We start from the raw sequence: 16,071 nt of genomic DNA, 5'->3' as shown, positions 1-16,071 counted from the left end.
ATGGGCGGATCGCGCCGGGCTTGGGGATGGGGCGCGCGCCTCCGGGGGCGCGTGCCGCGGCTCGGCGGCACGGGAACTAGGGTGCCTGGGGACGGATTCAGGCCCGTGGCGATTTCGAATCCGTTTTGTGAAAACTGCACCTTTCGTCGTGCGCGCTCAGCCCGCTCCCGTGCCGACCATTCCCACGATCTCGCAGGTGCGTTTCAGGATCGGCGCGGCGATCTCGCTGGCCCGCTCTGCGCCGCCGGCGAGAATGCGATCGATCTCGGCGGGGTCTTTCATCAAGCGGTCCATCTCGGCGGTGATGGGCGACAACCGCGCCACCGCCAGATCGGCGAGCGAGGGCTTGAAGGTGCCGAATTGCTGGCCGCCATGCTCGGCGATCACCTGCTCCGGGGTCATCTCGGCCAGGGCGGCGTAGATGTTGACGAGGTTGCGCGCCTCGGGCCGACCGTCGAGACCCTGCAGGGTTTCGGGCAGGGGCTCGGGATCGGTCTTGGCCTTGCGGATCTTTTTCGCGATGGTGTCGGCATCGTCGGTCAGGTTGATCCGGCTCATGTCCGAGGGGTCGGATTTCGACATCTTCTTGGTGCCGTCGCGCAGGCTCATCACCCGTGTTGCCGCGCCCTCGATCACCGGCTCGGGCGAGGGGAAGAACTCTATGCCGTAATCGTTGTTGAACTTGGCCGCGATGTCGCGGGTCAGTTCGACATGCTGTTTCTGGTCCTCGCCCACCGGCACGTGGGTGGCATGATAGGCCAGGATGTCGGCGGCCATCAGCGCGGGATAGGCGAACAGCCCCAGCGATACGTTTTCGGAATTCTTGCCGGCCTTGTCCTTGAATTGGGTCATCCGCTGCATCCAGCCCAGCCGGGCGACGCAGTTGAAGATCCAGCCGAGCTGGGCATGCGCGGGCACCTGAGATTGGTTGAACAGGATGGATATCGCCGGGTCGATGCCGCTGGCGATAAAGCCCGCCGCAAGCTCGCGCGTGGCGTGGGTCAGTTTCGCGGGGTCCTGCCAGACGGTGATCGCATGCAGGTCGACGATGCAATAGACGGTTTCGATCCCGCCCTTGTCTTGCGTTTCGACAAAGCGCTTGAGCGCGCCCAGGTAATTGCCCAGCGTCAGCCCGCCCGAGGGCTGGATGCCGGAAAAGACGCGCGGTGTGTGGACCACCTCGGCCATGATGCACTCTCCGTCTGGAATTCACTGCCCTGCTCGCTTACCCATGGGGGCGAGATGCGTCAACCGAAGGCTTTCCTGCCATGATACCCGATCCCGATGCGCCGCCGATCAATCCGCTGCCGGTGGTGGTATGGATGCTCGCGCTGCCGGTGATCGCGATCGAGGCTGTGTTTTCGCTGGGTGCGCGGGGGATCGTCGGAGGGCCGGGTGCTGTTGGCTGGCGCATGGCGGCGTTCCAGGATTATGCCGTCTCGGGCCAGGTTCTCGAGTGGATGTTGTCAAACGGGCGCTATCCGCCCGAGCATCTGTTGCGATTTGTCATCTACCCGTTCGTGCATGTCAGTTTCACCCATGCGCTGTTCGTGATCGTGTTCATACTGGCGCTGGGCAAGATGGTGGGCGAGGTGTTCCGCGCCTGGGCGGTGCTGGCGGTTTTTTTCGGATCGGCCATCGTGGGTGGCTTGGTTTACGGGGGGGTGTTGAACGACCCCGCGCCGCTGGTGGGCGGGTATCCGGCGGTCTATGGCCTGATCGGGGCGTTCACCTTCCTGTTGTGGATGCGTCTGGGGGCCACGGGAGACAACCAGTATCGCGCCTTCACGCTGATCGGGTTCCTTCTGGGTATCCAGTTGCTGTTCGGTCTCTTGTTCGGGGCCAGCAATGACTGGGTTGCCGACCTTGCGGGATTCGTAACGGGGTTTTTGCTGTCCTTCGTGGTCAGCCCGGGCGGCTGGGGCAATGTGCGGAGGCGGCTGCGTCACCGCTGACGGCGCAGCGCATGGCGGAATTCCGAAAGGCGGAACGCGCCCAGCAGGTGGCCCAGGCCGAAATAGGTCACGATGCCCAGCCCGATCAGAAGGGCAAGCGCGGGATAACGCACCGTATCGGCGACCAGCCAAGGCGCCATGGTCCGCGCCGCGCCCCACAGAACCGCCCCCATCAGCGCTGCGCTCAGCACGATGCGCGGCAGGCGGCGGACAAGGCGCGCATCGAGTTCTGCGGCCAAACCGAAACGGCGCGAGCCGCGCCACAGCAAGCCCACCATCGCCCAACCCGCGAGAGTCGTGCCCCAGGCAGCGGCGATATATCCGATGAAGGGCGCCAATCCGATGGCCAGGGCGGCATTCACCGCCAGCGCCCACAGCGCGTAATAAAAAGGGCGGCGCGTATCCTCGCGGGCAAAGAACAGCGGTTGCAGAACCTTTTGCATCACGAAAGCGGGCAGGCCCGCACCGTAAACTGCCACGGCCAGCGCGGTGGCCGCGCTATCGGCAGCATCGAAGGCGCCACGCTGGAACAGGACAGATACCAGGGGTAGTGGAATTGCCATCAGCGCCACGGCGGCGGGCACGGTCAGGGCCAGTGCGAATTCCGCCGCGCGGTTCATCGACTGTCGGCTGCCCGCGGGGTCGTCTGATTTCAGCCGCCGTGACAGGTCGGGCAAGAGCACCACGCCGATGGCGATCGCAACCACGCCCAGCGGGAGTTGATACAGCCTGTCGGCATTGTAGAGCCACGATACGGCCGAGTCGAAATAGCTGGCCACCTGTCGCCCAACCAGCAGGTTGACCTGAACAACGCCGCCGGCCAGCGCCGCGGGGGCGGCGATGATGGCCAGCCGTTTCAGTTCGGGCGTCAGGCGCGGGAGGTGCGGGATGATGCGAAACCCGGCCTCGCGCGCGGCCCACCAGACCAGGGCCATCTGTGCGATGCCCGCCACCGGAACTGCCCAGACAAGGGCCAGCGCCACGTCGGCCCCCGTTGCCGCGGCCCCGGCGATTGCCCCGATGAACAGGATGTTCAGCAAGACCGGCGCTGCCGCCGCGGCGGCGAAACGGCCCGTCGCATTCAGCACGCCCGACAACAGCGCCGCCAGCGAGATGAACAGGATATAGGGAAAAGCGATCCGCCCGTATATCACCGCAAGCTCGAATTGTTCCTGCCCATGGAACCCGCTGGCCATTGCCAGCACCAACCATGGCATGGCTGCCTGGGCGGCCAGCGTGAACAGGATCAGCCCCCCCCCCAGCGCCGAGAACGCGTCGCGGGCAAATCCCTGCGCATCCTCACCCGCCTCGAACCGCTTGGAAAACATCGGCACGAAGGCCATGTTGAATGCGCCTTCGGCAAAAAAGCGGCGAAACAGGTTGGGAAGCGAAAAGGCCACGACGAAGGCCTGGTGCGCGGGGCCGGTGCCCAGCCAGGCCGCGATCATGATGTCGCGCACGAATCCAAGAATCCGGCTGGCCATGGTCCAGCCGCCAACCGTCACAAAGCCCGCGACCAGACGGATCGGTTTCATCGCTGCCCGGCCCGTTCGGCACCCTGTGCGATCGCCGCGCGCAGCTTGCGTTCCAGCGACTCGCGGCGTGATTGCGCGTGCAGCTTCAACCCGAACATGTCCTTGACGTAGAAGCTGTCCACCACTTGCGCCCCGTAAGTCGCGATCACGGCCGAGGCGATATAGATGTTGCTGTCGGCCAGAACGCGGGTCAGGTCATACAAAAGTCCGGGCCGGTCGCGGGTGTCCACTTCGATGATCGTGTAAATCTCGGACCCTTCGTTGTCGAAGGTGATCGAAGTCGGGAAACGAAAGCCCTTCTCGCGCTTTTTCAGCTTGTCGCGGTCAGCCAGTTTCTCGCGCGGGCGGATTTCGCCCATCAGGGTCTTGTCGATCATCTGGCGCAAGCGCGTCAGGCGGGCGGTTTCATAGGGGCTGCCCTCCGAATCCTGGATCCAGAACACCGCCGTCGCGTAACCGTCCTTGGTGGTGTAGGTGCGGGCGTCCACGACGTTGGCGCCGACCAGCGCCAGCGCGCCCGCGAGGCGGGAAAAAATGCCCGGATGGTCGGACAGCGCGAAACAGGCGCGGGTGGCGTCGTGATCGTCGTCCTCGGCCAGGTCGATGCGGATCTCGTCATCGCGGATATCGCGCAGAAGCCGGGCAAAGACCACGTGGCTGGACCGGGGCAGACCCTGCCAATAGGGGCCGTAATGGCGCGCGATTTCCGTGCGCAGGTCTTTCTTGTCCCAGTCGGACAGGTCCTCGCGCAGGGCGCGTTTCGCCTCTGTCTCGCGTTGCTCGGTATTGACCGCCTCCAGGCCGGTTTCCAGCGCGTTCGCGGTTTCGCGATAGAGGCTTCGGATCAACTGGGCCTTCCAGTTGTTCCATGTACCCGGCCCCACCCCGATGATGTCGCAGACCGTTAGCACCGTCAGCAGGTCGAGCCGCTTTTTCGTTTTTACCGCCTTGGCGAAATCTCGTACCGTGCGCGGGTCAGACAGGTCGCGTTTCTGCGCCATGTCCGACATCAGCAGGTGATAGCGCACCAGCCACTCGACCGTTTCGCATTCGTCGGGCTTCAGCCCCAGCCGCGGCGCGACCTTGCGCGCGATCTGCGCGCCCAGGACGGAATGATCCTCGGGCCGCCCCTTGCCGATATCGTGCAACAGCAGCGCCACGTAAAGAACCCGCCGGTTCACGCCCTCGTCGAGGATGCGGCTGGCCACCGGCAATTCCTCGACCATCTCGCCCCTCTCGATCCGCGCCAGGGTCGAGATGCACTGGATCGTGTGCTCGTCCACCGTAAAGCTGTGATAGACGTTGAACTGCATCATCGCCACGATCGGCTCGAATTCCGGAATGAAGGCGGCCAGCACCCCCAACTCGTTCATCCGCCTGAGCGAACGTTCGGGATTGCCGTGTTTCAGCAGCAGGTCGAGAAAGATGCGCTGTGCCTCGGGGTCGTTGCGCACGCTGTCATCGATCAGGTGCAGGTTACCCGCGATCAGCCGCATCGCGTCGGGATGCAACAGGGTCCCCGTCCGCAGCGCTTCCTCGAACAGGCGCAGAAGGTTCAGCTTGTCCCTCAGAAAGGTGTCCGGGTCGGCGACCGTCATCCGGTTCTGCACGATCTCGTAGCCTTCGCGCGCCTTGCGCTTGCGCCGGAAAAGCCGCAGCAGCATCGGCTCTGTCTTGACATGCGCGGCCTCAAGCCCCGTCAGGAAGATGCGGGTCAGGTCGCCAACAGAGGTGGCGTGCAGGAAATAATCCTGCATGAACACCTCGACCGCCCGGCGCCCGGCGCGGTCTCGATATCCCATCCTCGCGGCAACCTCGATCTGCATGTCGAATGTCAACTGGTCCATGGCCCGGTCCGTGATCAGGTGCAGATGACAGCGCACCGCCCAAAGGAACCTTTCGGCCTGCAAGAAGCCGCTGAATTCCTCTTCCGTGAAAAGGCCCAGCTTGACCAGTTGCGAGGCCCGATCGACCCGGTAGATGTATTTCGCGATCCAGTAGAGCGATTGCAGGTCGCGCAACCCGCCCTTGCCCTCTTTCACGTTTGGTTCCAGCACATAGCGCTGGCCACCCTGTTTTCGGTGACGTTCCGAGCGCTCTGCCAGCTTGGCCTCTATGAACTCGGCCTCGGTGCCCTCGAACAAGTCGTTCCACAGCGCGTCGTTCAGTTCCTTTTGCAGGGGGGCGTGCCCGGCAAGAAAGCGGTTTTCCAAAAGCGCGGTGCGGATCGTGATGTCCTCTCGCCCCAGCCGCACACAATCTCTTACCGTGCGCGAGGAATGCCCCACCTTCAGCCGCAGATCCCACAGCATGTAGAGCATGGATTCGATCACGCTCTCGGCCCAGGGAGTGATTTTCCACGGCGTCAGGAACAGAAGATCCACGTCCGAATGCGGCGCCATTTCGCCCCTGCCATATCCGCCCACGGCAAAGACCGCCAGCCGCTCGCCCTCGGTGGGGTTTGGCAAGGGGTGCAGGTAATGGCTGGCGACGGTCAGCGTGGCGCAGACCAGCCGATCGGTCAGCCAGGTATAAGCGCGTATGGTGGGGCCGGCCTCGAATGGCTGCTCGGCGAAGGCGCGCGCGATCTCGGCGCGACCCGCACGGGCGGCGGCACCCAGATAACTGACAGCGCCCTTGCGCAGCGCGGCCATGTCACCCCCGGCCGAAAGTCGGGCCAGTTCGACGGCAAAGCCAGCGTCGTCAAAGATGCGGTCCGCCGGGCAAATCAGGTTGTCCGGTAGCGGGTGTCTGGGGCGGGAGGGCACCGGCCTAGAAGCCGGGGCCGCTGAAACGTCTTGGGGCAGGGTCAATCACGCTTACCTGGTTGTTCTCGATTTGCGCCACGGCCAGAGCACGTTCATTGGTGCCGTCAGGCAGCAGGCGGAAGGTTCCGTTAACACCGGCAAAACCCGCCTCCTGGGTCAATGCCCGCACGCTCAGCGTGTCGAATTTGCCCTTGCCCACCAGTGCCCCGATCGCGGCAATCCCGTCATAGGCGAGGGCAGCCGTGGGATGCGGTGGTGCGCCGTAGGCGGCTTCGAACCGGGTGTTGAATTGTTGTGTCATGCCGGGATCGGGCAACGCGAACCACCCACCCTGCAACCCCGGCAATGCCATCGTGGCCGGAGGGATATCCCACCGCGTCAGGCCGACGAAGCGGGTATTGTCGGGCCGGACGCCGTTATCGGGCAAAAGCTGGGCAAGCAGCGGTAGTGCGCCCGCGGTATTGGCGGTGAAAAAGATCGCGTCGGGCGCGGTTGCCTTGACGCTGTCGGCGATGCCGGGGGCCGCCTGGACCACGCCGTTCTGTGACAGTTCGTAACTGCCGGTGGCCACGATCCGCGTTCCGTTGCGCGCCGCCGCCTCGGCGATGGCGCTGCGGCCGACCTGGCCTGCGACATCGGGGTCGTGGACGATCATCAGGTCGTCCATCCCGCGCGAGGCCGCGTAGGACACAAGGCGCCGGGCCGTGTTTTCGAAAGTCGGCCCCAGCACGAAGACATTTCCACCCGCGATCTGCGAGTTGTTGGAAAAGCTCAGGACGTTGAGACCTCGCGAGGCCACGGCCAGGCCGGCGGCATTGGCAGACTGGGCATAGAGCGGCCCCAGGATGATCTTGGCCCCGTCGGCGGCGGCTTGTCGCGCAGCAAGCGCCGCTTGGTCGGGCTGTCCGGCAGTGGCATAGACCCGCAAATCGATCCGGACATCTTGCAAATCCGCCATCGCCAGCCGCGCGGCGTTTTCTAGGCTACGCGCGATTGCCGCGTCGCCCGGCGCGGGCGAGCCGCCCGGCACCAGGAGCGCAACGGGCACTGGGGCGCGGGCATTGATGCCGGGCCCGCCGCCGGTACCGACGGTCTGACAGGCGGCAAGCAGCACAAGTGCTGCCAGTGCCAGAACGAGCCGCTTGCGGGTGGTCGGGAAAACGGCGATCATGTCGGTCTCCGCTCTTTGGGGTCGGCGCGAGACTATGCGGATCGGTCGGCCAAGTAAACTCAGACATCCCTGACCGAGGCCCCCATGGAGATAATCCGCTCGCCCTTGTCCCCAGGCATCTATTTCGTGGCCACGCCCATCGGGGCGGCGCGCGACATCACGCTGAGGGCGCTCGATATCCTCGCCTCGGCCGATGTGATCGCTGCCGAGGATACGCGCACCGCGCGCCACCTGATGCAGATCCACGGGATCGCGGCGGGAGAGCGGCCGTTCATTGCCTATCACGACCACTCCGCCCCCGGCGTGCGCGCGAAACTGGTGCAGATGGCGCAGGCGGGTCAATCGGTGGCCTGCGTCAGCGAGGCGGGTACGCCGATGGTGTCCGATCCGGGCTACCCGTTGGCCCGCGACGCGATCGCGGCGGGCGTTGCCGTTCATGCCGCGCCGGGCCCCTCGGCGATGCTTGCCGCTCTCAGCGTGGCGGGGCTGCCCAGCGACCGGGTGATGTTTCTGGGGTTTGCCCCGGCGCAGGCGGGGCCGCGCAAGCGGATGCTGGAAGAAGTGGCCGGCCAGCAGGCGACGCTGGTCTTCTATGAATCTCCCAGGCGCGTTAGCCGATTGTTAGGGGAATTGGCAGAAATTCTGGGACATGATCGGCAGGCCGCGCTATGCCGGGAATTGACCAAGCGGTTCGAGGAAGTCGTGCGCGGCACGCTGGGCGAATTGGCGGAAGAATTCGCCGGGCGCGAGGTGAAAGGCGAAATTGTGGTGTTGGTCGGGCGTGGGAGCGACGTCGTCGCCGCGCAAGAGGACATGCAGGCCGCGCTTGTGGCGGCGATGGCGCGCGGTTCAACGAAGGATGCGGTTGCCGAGGTGGCCGCGGCGCTGAAGCTTCCCCGGCGCGAGGTTTACCAGGCAGCGCTGAAACTGGAGGGCAAGACATGAGCGGAACGGTTTCCTACCATGCGGGTCTGGCCGCCGAGGATAGCGTCGCGCGCGGATACGAGGCGCGCGGGCTGCCGATTGCCGCGCGCCGCTGGCGCGGTCGGTCGGGCGAGATCGACCTCGTGGCACGGGACGGGGATGGCCTTGTCTTCGTTGAAGTCAAGAAGGCGCGCGATTTTGTCCGCGCCGCCGAGCGCGTCGGGCGCCGCCAGATGGAGCGCGTGATGGGGGCCGCGCTGGAATTCCTGGCGGGGGAGCCGCGCGGACAGTTGACCGAGATCCGGTTCGACGTGGCGCTGGTCAACGCCATGGGCGAGATCGATATCGTCGAGAACGCGTTCTGTGCCTGAGACGTTGCAAAGCCTCGCCCGCTCGGCCATGTAAGGCGGGCCGGAACGGGGAGAGGACCATGCCGCTCAAGGTTGCCATTCAGATGGACCCGATCGGGGCCATAGACATTACGGCCGACACCACCTTTCGCATCGCCGAAGAGGCACAGGCGCGGGGGCACCGTTTGTTCTACTATACGCCCGACCGGCTGTATTGGGATCAGGGCCGCGTGATGGCCCGCGGCTGGCCGCTCGAGGTGCGTCGCGTGATCGGGGATCACCACACTCTGGGGCCGGAAGTGGCGGTCGATCTGGGCGAGTGGGACGTGGTCTGGCTGCGGCAGGATCCGCCCTTTGACATGGGGTATATCACCACCACTCATCTGCTTGAGCATCTTTCGCCCGGAACCCTGGTGGTCAACGATCCGTTCTGGGTACGCAATTTCCCCGAGAAGCTGCTGGTGCTGAAGTTTCCCGGGCTGATCCCGCCCACGGTGATCGCGCGGGATCTCGACACGTTGCGCGCCTTCAAGTCCGCGCATGGCGACATCATCCTCAAACCGCTTTATGGCAATGGCGGCGCGGGGGTGTTCCGCCTGGGCCATGCCGATCGCAACCTTGCCTCGTTGCACGAACTTTTCACCGGCATGAGCCGCGAACCGCTGATTGCCCAGAAATTCCTGCCTGCGGTCGAAAATGGTGACAAGCGGGTGATCCTGATCGATGGCGAACCGGTGGGCGCGATCAACCGCGTCCCCGCCGAGGGTGAAACGCGGTCGAACCTGCATGTCGGGGGGCGGGCCGAACGCGCCGCGCTAAGCGCGCGCGACCTGGAAATCTGCAAGGCCATCGGGCCGACCTTGCAGGCGCATAACCAGGTATTGGTCGGTATCGACGTGATCGGCGATTACCTGACAGAGATCAACGTGACATCGCCCACCGGCATCCAGGAGCTGGAGCGTTTCGACCAGGCCAATATCGCCGCGCGGATCTGGGATGTGATCGAGGCAAAACGCGCCTAGCGATCCCCGCCGCCCACCGCCAGGCGAAAGCTGACCGCCTCTGCCACATGCGTGCATGCGACCTGCGATGCGCCCTCGAGGTCGGCGATGGTGCGTGCCACGCGCAGCACCCGGTGATAGCCGCGTGCCGATAGCCCGAAGCGTTCGGCGACCCGCACCAGAAGCGCGCGACCCTCGTCGTCGGGGGTGGCGACCTGTTCCAGCAATGCGCCCTCGGCCTCGGCATTCACGCGCACCGCGCCGTGCTCGGCGAAGCGCGCCTGTTGCAGGTCGCGCGCCGCAGCCACACGGTCGGCTACGCGGGCAGAGGACTCTGCCGTCGTGGGCAGGTCGAGATCGGCATAGCTGACGGGGGGCACCTCGACCCGCAGATCGAACCGGTCCATCAGCGGCCCCGATATCCGGCCAAGGTAATCCTCGCCGCATTGGGGGGCGCGGGCGCATGCGCGGGCCGGGTCGGCGAGATAGCCGCATTTGCAGGGATTGGCGGCCGCGACCAGCAGGAACCGGCAGGGATAGCGGGTATGGGCATTGGCCCGTGCCACCACGATCTCGCCGGTCTCGATCGGCTGACGCAAGGTTTCCAGAACCGCGCGGGTGAACTCGGGGAACTCGTCCATGAACAGCACGCCGTTATGGGCCAGGCTGATCTCGCCCGGTTTGGCGTCGCGCCCGCCGCCGACGATGGCGGCCATGGATGCGGTGTGATGCGGTTCGCGGAAGGGACGGTGACGCGAGATTCCGCCCTCGTCCAGTAGCCCTGCGAGCGAATGGATCATCGAGGTTTCCAACGCCTCGACCGGAGAAAGCGGCGGCAGGATCGTGGGCATTCGCGCGGCGAGCATCGACTTGCCCGATCCGGGCGCGCCGACCATCAGCATGTGGTGCCGTCCCGCGGCGGCGATTTCCAGCGCGCGCTTGGCCCGTTCCTGTCCCTTTACATCGGCCAGGTCGCGGTGATCGCGCGGGGCGGTGACCTCGCCCGGTTCGGCGGGGGCAAGCGGGGCCTGCCCAGTGAAATGGCGCACCACCGCGGCCAGGTCGGGGGCGGCCAGAACCTGCGTGCCCCCAACCCATGCAGCCTCGGCCCCACATGCATGCGGACACAAGAGCGCGCGGTGGGCCGCGGCGGCGGCCATGGCCGCGGGCAGGGCGCCGATCACCGGGACCAGCCGACCGTCAAGCGAGAGTTCGCCCAATGCCACGGTGCCCTCGGCCGCATCGCGCGGCACGACGTCCAGCGCCGCCAGCAACGCCAGCGCGATCGGCAGGTCGAAATGCGACCCCTCCTTGGGCAGGTCAGCAGGTGAGAGGTTGATTGTGATCCGCCTGGAGGGCAGCGCCACCCCCATTGACACCAGCGCCGCGCGCAGCCGGTCGCGCGCCTCGCTGACCGCCTTGTCGGGCAGCCCGACGATGGAAAAGGCAGGCAACCCGGCCGAGACGGCGCATTGCACCTCGACGATCTGCGCCTCGACCCCGTCAAAGGTCACCGTGTAGGCCCGTGCCGTCATCCGCCGCTCCGTCGCTGTAACGTCCAAGGGCTACGCCGGCTTGGTTACCGAAGGGTAAATTTACTCGAAACTTCCGCGGAGCTTGCGGCGCGGATGGTCTGGCCCCGCGGTCGGGGGGGCGCGTCCTTTCCTGGCGGCAGATCGACCCACGGCGATAGCCGGGAATATTTGTGCGAATGCGCACAGCCGCGGCGCGTGAAATCAGGAGATGTCTCTCGGTTTTGTGTGATCCAGTGACCGGCTCGTTGCGTATCTTGGAGTAGTTGTAACGAGACGATCCAGCCAACACCCGGAGGGTTCCTATGGCATTCGATGGATACGAGAGCGGTTCCTTGTCGCGCCAGGCCATGAAGGCCGAGCTGCTGGATGCGGAAACCGAACTGAAGCTGGCTTATGCTTGGCGTGATGAACGTGACGAGGCTGCGCTGCACCGCCTGATCACCGCCTACATGCGGCTGGCGATTTCAATGGCCGCCAAGTTCAAACGATATGGCGCGCCGATGAACGACCTGATCCAGGAAGCGTCTCTCGGCCTGATGAAGGCCGCCGACAAGTTCGACCCGGATCGCGGCGTGCGTTTTTCCACCTATGCTGTCTGGTGGATCAAGGCCAGTATCCAGGATTACGTGATGCGCAACTGGTCCATGGTTCGCACCGGCTCCACCTCCTCGCAGAAATCGCTGTTCTTCAACATGCGCCGGGTTCAGGCCCGGCTCGAACGCGAGGCCAGCGCGCGGGGCGAGGTTCTGGACCGCCACCAGTTGCGCCAGATGATCGCGACCGAGGTCGGTGTGCCGCTCGCCGATGTCGAGATGATGGAGGGACGGCTGTCAGGGTCCGACTTTTCGCTCAACGCGACCCAGTCCACCGATGAGGATGGGCGCGAATGGATCGACACGCTTGAGGATGACAGCACGCAGGCCGCAGATCTGATCGAGGAGGGGCGCGACCGGGCGCAATTGCGTGACTGGCTGGTAGCGGCGCTGTCGCAATTGAACGAACGCGAGAGGTTTATCGTCCGCGAGCGCAAGCTGCGCGATGAGCCGCGCACGCTGGAAAGTCTCGGGCTGGAACTGGGCCTGTCCAAAGAGCGCGTGCGTCAGCTTGAGGCGGCGGCCTTTGGCAAAATGCGCAAAAGCCTTGAAACGCAGTCGCCCGAGGTCCAACACTTCCTCGCGTGAGACCGTTCATTTTCCTCTCTGCGGCCATCGCGTTGGCCGCCGGATCAGCCGGGGCCGAGCAGATCGCCCCGGCTGATCTGACGTCGTTACCCCCCGCCGATGTGATTGTGCTGGGGGAGCTGCACGACAATCCCCTGCATCACGTCAACCAGGCCAGCGCCGTGGCTGCCCTGCGTCCGGCAGCCCTGGTGTTCGAGATGCTGACGCCCGATCAGGCGGCCGGCGTGACGCCGGAGTTGCGCGACGATGCAGCCGCGCTGGGGGCGGCTTTGGAGTGGCAGGACTCGGGCTGGCCCGATTTCGCCATGTATCACCCGATTTTTACCGCTGCGCCGGATGCCGCGATCTTCGGGGCCGCGCTGCCGCGCGAGGAGGTGCGCCGCGCGGTGGGCGAGGGGGCGGCGGCCGTTCTCGGCTCCGACGCCGCCCTTTTCGGCCTGGATCGTCCCCTGCCCGAGGATCAGAAAGCCATCCGCGAGGCCGCCCAGATGGAGGCCCATTGCAACGCCCTGCCAGAGGCGATGCTGCCCGGCATGGTCGAGGCACAACGACTGCGCGACGCGGCCTTTGCGCGGGCCACGTTAAAGGCGCTGCGCGAAACCGGCGGTCCGGTCGTCGTGATCACCGGGAACGGGCACGCGCGCACCGACTGGGGTCTGCCCTATGCGCTGGGCCTTGCCGCGCCACACGTGTCCCTTTTGTCGGTCGGCCAGTTCGAGGCCGTGCCCGAGGGTGATCCCCCCTATCACCTGTGGCTGGTCACCGATCCGGCCGATCGTCCCGATCCCTGTGCTGTCTTTGACAAGGGCTGAGCTTGTCTCGTCTCCGTCCCCGGCCTAGACAGGGTCAAAGTGGCAACCGGGCGGGTCACATGCTGGCAGGAAAACGCATTCTCTTGATCGTCTCTGGCGGCATTGCCGCCGTCAAGGTTCCCGACCTGATCCGCCGCCTGCGTGACCGGGGCGCCGCCGTCACGCCGGTGATGACGCGCGCGGCAGAGGAATTCGTGACGCCGCTGGCCCTGTCTGCGCTGTCCGGTGAAAAGGTCTGTCGTGACCTGTTCGACCTGACCTCGGAGTCCGAGATGGGCCATATACAGCTATCGCGCGCGTCCGACCTGGTCGTGGTCGCGCCCGCCACGGCCAACCTGGTGGCGCGCATGGCAAACGGCATTGCCGACGACCTGGCCAGCACGCTTTTGCTGGCAACGGATAAGCCGGTTCTGATCGCCCCCGCGATGAACGTGCGGATGTGGCAGCACCCCGCGACCGCGCGCAACCTCGCGACGTTGCAGGGCGACGGCGTGCGGGTCGTCGGCCCGAATGCGGGCGACATGGCCTGCGGCGAACATGGACCGGGGCGTATGGCCGAGGTGGCCGAGATCCTGGCCGCCATCGAGGCGGCGCTGTCGGGCGGGCCGCTGACGGGGCGGCGTATCGTCGTGACATCGGGTCCGACGCATGAACCGATCGACCCCGTGCGCTATATCGCCAACCGGTCCTCGGGCGCGCAGGGCACGGCCATTGCGCGTGCCCTGGCGGGGCTGGGTGCCGAGGTGGTGTTCGTCACCGGCCCGGCGCGCGTGCCGCCACCTGCGGGCGTTCAGGTGGTGCGCGTCGAGACCGCGCGCGAGATGCTGGAGGCGGTACAGGCCGCGCTGCCCGCCGAGGCGGCGGTCTTCGCCGCCGCCGTCGCCGACTGGCGGGTGGCGAACGCGGCTGGGCAAAAGGTCAAGAAGGACGGGTCGGGCAAGGCGCCCGCGCTGGAATTTGCCGAGAATACCGACATCTTGGCCACTGTCGCGCAGATGGGCGAGGGCCGCCCGGTGCTGGTAATCGGTTTCGCGGCCGAAACCCACGATGTCGAGGCCCATGCCCGTGCCAAGCGTGCGCGCAAGGCCTGTGACTGGATCGTGGCCAACGATGTCTCGCCCGGTACGGGCATCATGGGCGGAGCCGAGAACGAGGTGACCCTGATCACCGGGGACGGGACGGAAACCTGGCCGCGCCTGACCAAGGACGAGGTTGCCGCCCGGCTGGCTGCGCGGATCGCACGAAAGCTGGAGGCGGGCGCATGAGCCCGGTCTTGCAGGTTCTGTGGGAGGACTGGGCCGACCGTGCGCTGGGCTTGCCCGGCTATGAGACATCCGGCGCCGCCGGGGCAGATATCCGTGCCAACCTGCCGCCGGCGGACCGGGCGGCGGGTCTGACACTGGCGCCTATGGCCCGTTTGGTGGTGCCCGCCGGGTTTCGGGTCGCGATCCCGGCGGGATTCGAGATGCAGGTGCGTCCGCGCTCGGGGCTGGCATTCAAACATGGTGTCACGCTGCCCAATACGCCGGGCACGATCGACAGCGACTATCGCGGCCCCGTGGGCGTATTGATGATCAATTTAGGTGAGACGCCCTACACGATCCATCATGGCGACCGGATCGCGCAGATGATCGTCGCCCCGGTGGTGCAGGTGGCTTTCGACGTGGTCGAGGCGCTGGACGACACCGCGCGCGGCGCGGGCGGGTTCGGTTCGACGGGGCGGCGCTGATGACGCTTGTGGTTGCGCTGGCGGCGGGGCTGTGGGGGCTGGGCGCACTGATGAGGGTGCCGCGACGAGCGCGTTGGGCGATGATCGCGGCGCTTTACCTCGGGGTTCTGGCGTTGCACCTGGTGCTGCCCGAGGGGCATGTCCTGCGCACGATGATCGGCGGCACGCCGGAGGGCTGGTTCGCGCTGGGGCTAGTCGTGGTGCTGGTGCTTGGCTACCGGGTTGTGCTGGGGGCGCTGCGCCGGCGCGTGCGCCCCCTTGCGCCGCCCGCCACGCCATCGGCGACGCTGAGCCCGGCGGAACTGGAACGTTATGCCCGCCATATCGTGCTGCGCGAAATTGGCGGTCCGGGCCAGCGCAAGCTGAAAGAGGCCCGCGTCCTGGTGATCGGCGCGGGCGGATTGGGTGCGCCGGTGCTGATGTATCTCGGTGCGGCAGGTGTGGGAACGCTGGGCGTGGTGGATGATGACGTGGTCTCCTCGTCGAACCTGCAAAGGCAGGTGATCCACACCGATTCCCGGATCGGACAGCCCAAGGTTTTCTCGGCCGCGGCGGCGGTCCGGGCGCAAAATCCGTTTGTCGAGCTGCGCCCCTATAACCGGCGGCTGGACGCGGTGACGGCCGGGGCGTTGTTTGCCGAGTACGACCTGGTGCTGGATTGCAGCGATACGTTCGAGACGCGCGCGCTGATCAACGCGGCGGCGGTGCATGCCGGCACGCCGCTGGTATCGGGCGCAATCGCGCAATGGGAGGGGCAGGTCAGCCTGTTCGATCCTGCCCATGGAACGCCCTGTCATGCCTGCGTCTTTCCGCAGGCCCCCGCACCGGGACTTGCGCCCGCCTGTGCCGAGGCGGGCGTGATCGGCGCGCTGCCGGGCATTGTCGGGTCGATGATGGCGATGGAGGCGATCAAGCATGTCACCGGGGCGGGCGAGACTTTGGCCGGACGCATGATGATCCATGATGCGTTGCATGCGCAGACGCGGGTGATCGCGTTGAACCGAAGGCCCGATTGTCCGGTGTGCGGCGACGGGGGCTGAGGGGGACGATTTTTCGGTGAAAAATCGTGCCTCCGGCGGGGGTATTTGCCCCAAGAAGAAGGGCTCGCCC

The 16,071-nt window shown here is 66.1% G+C and carries 14 protein-coding genes; 9 read left to right on the top strand and 5 right to left on the bottom strand.

Features of this window, described 5'->3' with window-relative positions:
* Positions 1–156 precede the first annotated feature (156 nt).
* Positions 157–1,188: a tryptophan--tRNA ligase gene (gene trpS, locus EV663_RS12735; protein ID WP_132952454.1), complete on the bottom strand. Its 1,032-nt coding sequence runs from the start codon at positions 1,186–1,188 to the stop codon at positions 157–159.
* An 80-nt stretch (positions 1,189–1,268) separates the two neighbouring features.
* Between trpS and EV663_RS12730 the strand changes: the two genes are divergently transcribed.
* Positions 1,269–1,955, top strand: coding sequence for a rhomboid family intramembrane serine protease (locus EV663_RS12730; RefSeq protein WP_132952452.1), 687 nt, complete (start codon positions 1,269–1,271; stop codon positions 1,953–1,955).
* On the opposite strand, the gene murJ is transcribed toward EV663_RS12730, so the two are convergent.
* Genes murJ through EV663_RS12715 form a run of 3 tightly spaced genes read right to left on the bottom strand, consistent with a single transcriptional unit; the run spans position 1,946 to position 7,429 of the window.
* Positions 1,946–3,490: a murein biosynthesis integral membrane protein MurJ gene (gene murJ, locus EV663_RS12725; protein WP_132952450.1), complete on the bottom strand. Its 1,545-nt coding sequence runs from the start codon at positions 3,488–3,490 to the stop codon at positions 1,946–1,948. The genes EV663_RS12730 and murJ overlap by 10 nt on opposite strands.
* Complete coding sequence (locus tag EV663_RS12720; RefSeq protein ID WP_165910195.1) at positions 3,487–6,303, bottom strand: [protein-PII] uridylyltransferase; 2,817 nt, start codon at positions 6,301–6,303, stop codon at positions 3,487–3,489. Before EV663_RS12720 ends, murJ begins: the two co-directional genes overlap by 4 nt.
* Positions 6,263–7,429 (bottom strand): penicillin-binding protein activator, encoded by a 1,167-nt coding sequence (locus tag EV663_RS12715; protein WP_132952446.1) that lies wholly within the window; start codon positions 7,427–7,429, stop codon positions 6,263–6,265. Before EV663_RS12715 ends, EV663_RS12720 begins: the two co-directional genes overlap by 41 nt.
* Positions 7,430–7,513: 84 nt before the next feature.
* Here EV663_RS12715 and rsmI point away from each other — a divergent pair, with 84 nt between their 5' ends.
* The 3 genes from rsmI to gshB are packed head-to-tail and all read left to right on the top strand — an operon-like array spanning position 7,514 to position 9,725.
* A complete protein-coding gene (gene rsmI, locus EV663_RS12710) occupies positions 7,514–8,374 on the top strand; it encodes a 16S rRNA (cytidine(1402)-2'-O)-methyltransferase (protein ID WP_132952444.1) in 861 nt (286 codons plus the stop codon).
* Positions 8,371–8,724 carry a YraN family protein gene (locus EV663_RS12705; RefSeq protein WP_132952443.1) on the top strand — a complete coding sequence of 118 codons (354 nt, stop codon included), beginning with the start codon at positions 8,371–8,373 and terminating at the stop codon, positions 8,722–8,724. Before rsmI ends, EV663_RS12705 begins: the two co-directional genes overlap by 4 nt.
* Before the next feature lie 59 nt (positions 8,725–8,783).
* Entirely contained in the window at positions 8,784–9,725 is a 942-nt protein-coding gene (gene gshB / locus EV663_RS12700; RefSeq protein WP_132952441.1) for a glutathione synthase, read from the top strand.
* On the opposite strand, the gene EV663_RS12695 is transcribed toward gshB, so the two are convergent.
* Positions 9,722–11,239 carry a YifB family Mg chelatase-like AAA ATPase gene (locus EV663_RS12695; RefSeq protein WP_132952438.1) on the bottom strand — a complete coding sequence of 506 codons (1,518 nt, stop codon included), beginning with the start codon at positions 11,237–11,239 and terminating at the stop codon, positions 9,722–9,724. The two genes, gshB and EV663_RS12695, sit on opposite strands and share 4 nt — an antisense overlap.
* A gap of 302 nt (positions 11,240–11,541) precedes the next feature.
* Here EV663_RS12695 and EV663_RS12690 point away from each other — a divergent pair, with 302 nt between their 5' ends.
* From EV663_RS12690 to EV663_RS12670, 5 genes are read left to right on the top strand one after another with little or no spacing between them, the layout of a single operon-like run.
* Positions 11,542–12,420, top strand: a complete 879-nt coding sequence (locus tag EV663_RS12690) for an RNA polymerase factor sigma-32 (RefSeq protein ID WP_132952436.1) — start codon at positions 11,542–11,544, stop codon at positions 12,418–12,420.
* The gene (locus EV663_RS12685; protein ID WP_243697962.1) at positions 12,417–13,232 is read left to right on the top strand and encodes a ChaN family lipoprotein; all 816 of its coding nucleotides are present in this window, start codon (positions 12,417–12,419) and stop codon (positions 13,230–13,232) included. The genes EV663_RS12690 and EV663_RS12685 overlap by 4 nt, the downstream gene beginning before the upstream one ends.
* Before the next feature lie 59 nt (positions 13,233–13,291).
* Entirely contained in the window at positions 13,292–14,497 is a 1,206-nt protein-coding gene (gene coaBC, locus EV663_RS12680; protein ID WP_132952434.1) for a bifunctional phosphopantothenoylcysteine decarboxylase/phosphopantothenate--cysteine ligase CoaBC, read from the top strand.
* Complete coding sequence (gene dut / locus EV663_RS12675) at positions 14,494–14,961, top strand: dUTP diphosphatase (RefSeq protein ID WP_132952432.1); 468 nt, start codon at positions 14,494–14,496, stop codon at positions 14,959–14,961. Before coaBC ends, dut begins: the two co-directional genes overlap by 4 nt.
* Positions 14,961–16,001, top strand: a complete 1,041-nt coding sequence (locus EV663_RS12670; protein WP_132952430.1) for a HesA/MoeB/ThiF family protein — start codon at positions 14,961–14,963, stop codon at positions 15,999–16,001. The genes dut and EV663_RS12670 overlap by 1 nt, the downstream gene beginning before the upstream one ends.
* The last annotated feature ends 70 nt before the right edge of the window (positions 16,002–16,071 follow it).

The organism is Rhodovulum bhavnagarense (assembly GCF_004343505.1).
GTDB classification, from domain to species: Bacteria; Pseudomonadota; Alphaproteobacteria; order Rhodobacterales; family Rhodobacteraceae; genus Rhodovulum; species Rhodovulum bhavnagarense.
This window is presented reverse-complemented; position numbering and strand designations above follow the sequence as displayed.